A 2,229-nucleotide genomic window follows, 5' to 3' on the forward strand; every position below is an offset into this window, starting at 1 on the left:
AAGTATGAGCATTACCTAAGAAACCCCTACCTCTAAGGTAGTGGGTAGTTCATGAGTACACTCTGAAGAGTTGAAAATGGCCAAATATTTGCCTAGCTGTTATGACCGAAAATGACTATCCTGATAGTATCTGCGGTACTTTTCTTGTTCAACGGCAGTCTGTCTCACTCTTGTTTGGCAGCGGTTTATCTCACTGCTACATGCCACTTTTAAAATAAAGGAACACGGCAATAACATGGTTTTTGGTCGCAGAGTCCCTGATACAAACACTTCGCCTTTCAGAATGCTTTAGGCAGCCAATAAGTTACTCAAGCCCTGTTGGCCGATATCAAGTGCTTGTTTGCTTGCAGGACGATTCTGTTCAAAGCCGTGCAGATGATGATCGACTGCCATCATCACGGTGGCAATACAGGTCAGAGCATTATCTTCGATGTTTTCGCTGCTAGCGACATGCTGCTCTATATACTTAGCTAGCTGACCTAGCATACGGGCAGGCACCGGTTGTTGTAAAAAGCGTAGTGCGCCAGTAACACTGTATAGCATCTCAGGTATGTCTTGAATATCGGCTATATTCCGTTCTGGTTTAGTTAGATACTCATCGATAGCTTGCTCCACATCAGCAATACTGATTCGACTTTCTTGTATCAATGTGTCTCTGGCGGTGTTGAGTTGATGCAATGAGATGTGAGGATTGTTTAAAGGTAAGTAGGTGGGCCCTGGGATGTGCATTTCAGCCATTGCGATAATGGCGTTTTCCGCTTGCATAAGTGCCAATAGTAAATAGTCAAAGTCCTTGGGTGACGGCGCTTGCCATTTGGTAACTGCATCAGCAGCTGCATCTAGGCTGTCGGCTGCATCCGTTAATCTAAGCAAACGTAGCGACGAGCTCAATCTTTTAAGCTCATTGATAATGTTTGCCGTCTGCGTTTCGGCGGCGTTGCTCGAGTCGCCGCGTGCATAACTGTCTACGTTCTCTTTGATAGTATTAATTTGGGTTTGGATAATGGTGTTTAGGGTATCGGTAAGTGTGCGATTGGGGCCAAACAAGAAGCGTTTCATTTGTTCTAGCTGGTCGCTCTCAAGCTGATTATTGGCATATTGCTCACGCAATCGCTCTGCTGATTCATTATCTCGTTGGCAGGCAAAGCTGACCAGATCAGCAAATCGCGTGTCCATAACGGGCAAGTAGCTTTGAAACTGTTGTTCTAAATAAATAAGAGTGTGTTTTTGGCTCAAACTCAGCGGCAGCAGTTTGGTAATATCAGTGACGATAGCAGTAGCAGCTTGCCAAAATAGACGGTTGGACTTCGAAGCGATTAACTCGCAAGCAGCGCTCATAGCATCAAGTTTTTTCTTGTCTTCTAGACTGATGTCACCATCTTTGTTGAGTAGAGCGACGCCAAGGCCACTACGGTAGGCATCTGTCAAAAGCTTGGTATCTAGGCCAAGCTGATGCAAGGGTTGGAAGTTTTTTTTAGGATTAGCAATGGTGATGCTACGGCCACCAAAGGTTGAAAAATAATCGGCAGTGATAGAGGGCTCTTGTATATGTGCTTTTAGCTTATTGATCGTTGGTAATAATAAAGTAGGCTCTATTGACTCTGTCAATAAGACAAATTCAATATAACGATCCAGTGTCATAATGGCTTCTGACAGATCCATAATCAAACTGATATCATTGTTGTCGCCATTATCATAAAGGCGCTGTAGGCCATCGACGATGGCTGTATTTAGTGTCTCTGCGCCAAACAAGGCTATCAGTTTAAAAATGCAAGACAGCTGCTTTAGGACGATGATTGAGTCTAGCAATAAAGGTGCCTGAGTGTTGTCATCGTTAAACTCGCCTAGATGCGTTTCAGTATCTTTGAGCGTCACGATAATTTCATTGTGCAGTAAATGCAGTGATGTGAGGTTAAAGTCAGTGACACTAAGAGCTGGGGCGGTTAACTTCATTTGCGTAGACTGGTCCATAATTATTTTTTCCAGAACGTATTGATAAAACATAATGTCGGGCCTGTGCAGTCTACTATTTGTAGAACATGCACTCGGCTTGCTTGTGATCAGGTCATTTTGGGCCGACTGCTTATTTTGAGCCGACTATAAGAGTTAAACAAGTGTTTTTCTTTATGTTGAACTCTTAATATAGCAATAATCCAAACAATTTTATATAAATAACCCCACTCTCAACTTGAAATAAGCAAATCAAACTGAAGAGGCGGGTTACCAAGT

Annotated in this window: 1 protein-coding gene; it reads right to left on the reverse strand. The window is 43.2% G+C overall.

The window, feature by feature from the left end:
• Positions 1-288: 288 nt before the first annotated feature.
• Complete coding sequence (locus L0J61_RS10570) at positions 289-1,971, reverse strand: hypothetical protein (RefSeq protein ID WP_301466399.1); 1,683 nt, start codon at positions 1,969-1,971, stop codon at positions 289-291.
• Positions 1,972-2,229 lie beyond the last annotated feature (258 nt).

This window comes from Psychrobacter sp., from assembly GCF_030457785.1.
In the GTDB taxonomy this organism is placed as follows: domain Bacteria; phylum Pseudomonadota; class Gammaproteobacteria; order Pseudomonadales; family Moraxellaceae; genus Psychrobacter.

What these genes read in the sequence shown, in the direction of transcription:
- L0J61_RS10570 (WP_301466399.1), bottom strand. Translation starts at nt 1,971, where the DNA reads ATGGACCAGTCTACGCAAATGAAGTTAACCGCCCCAGCTCTTAGTGTC.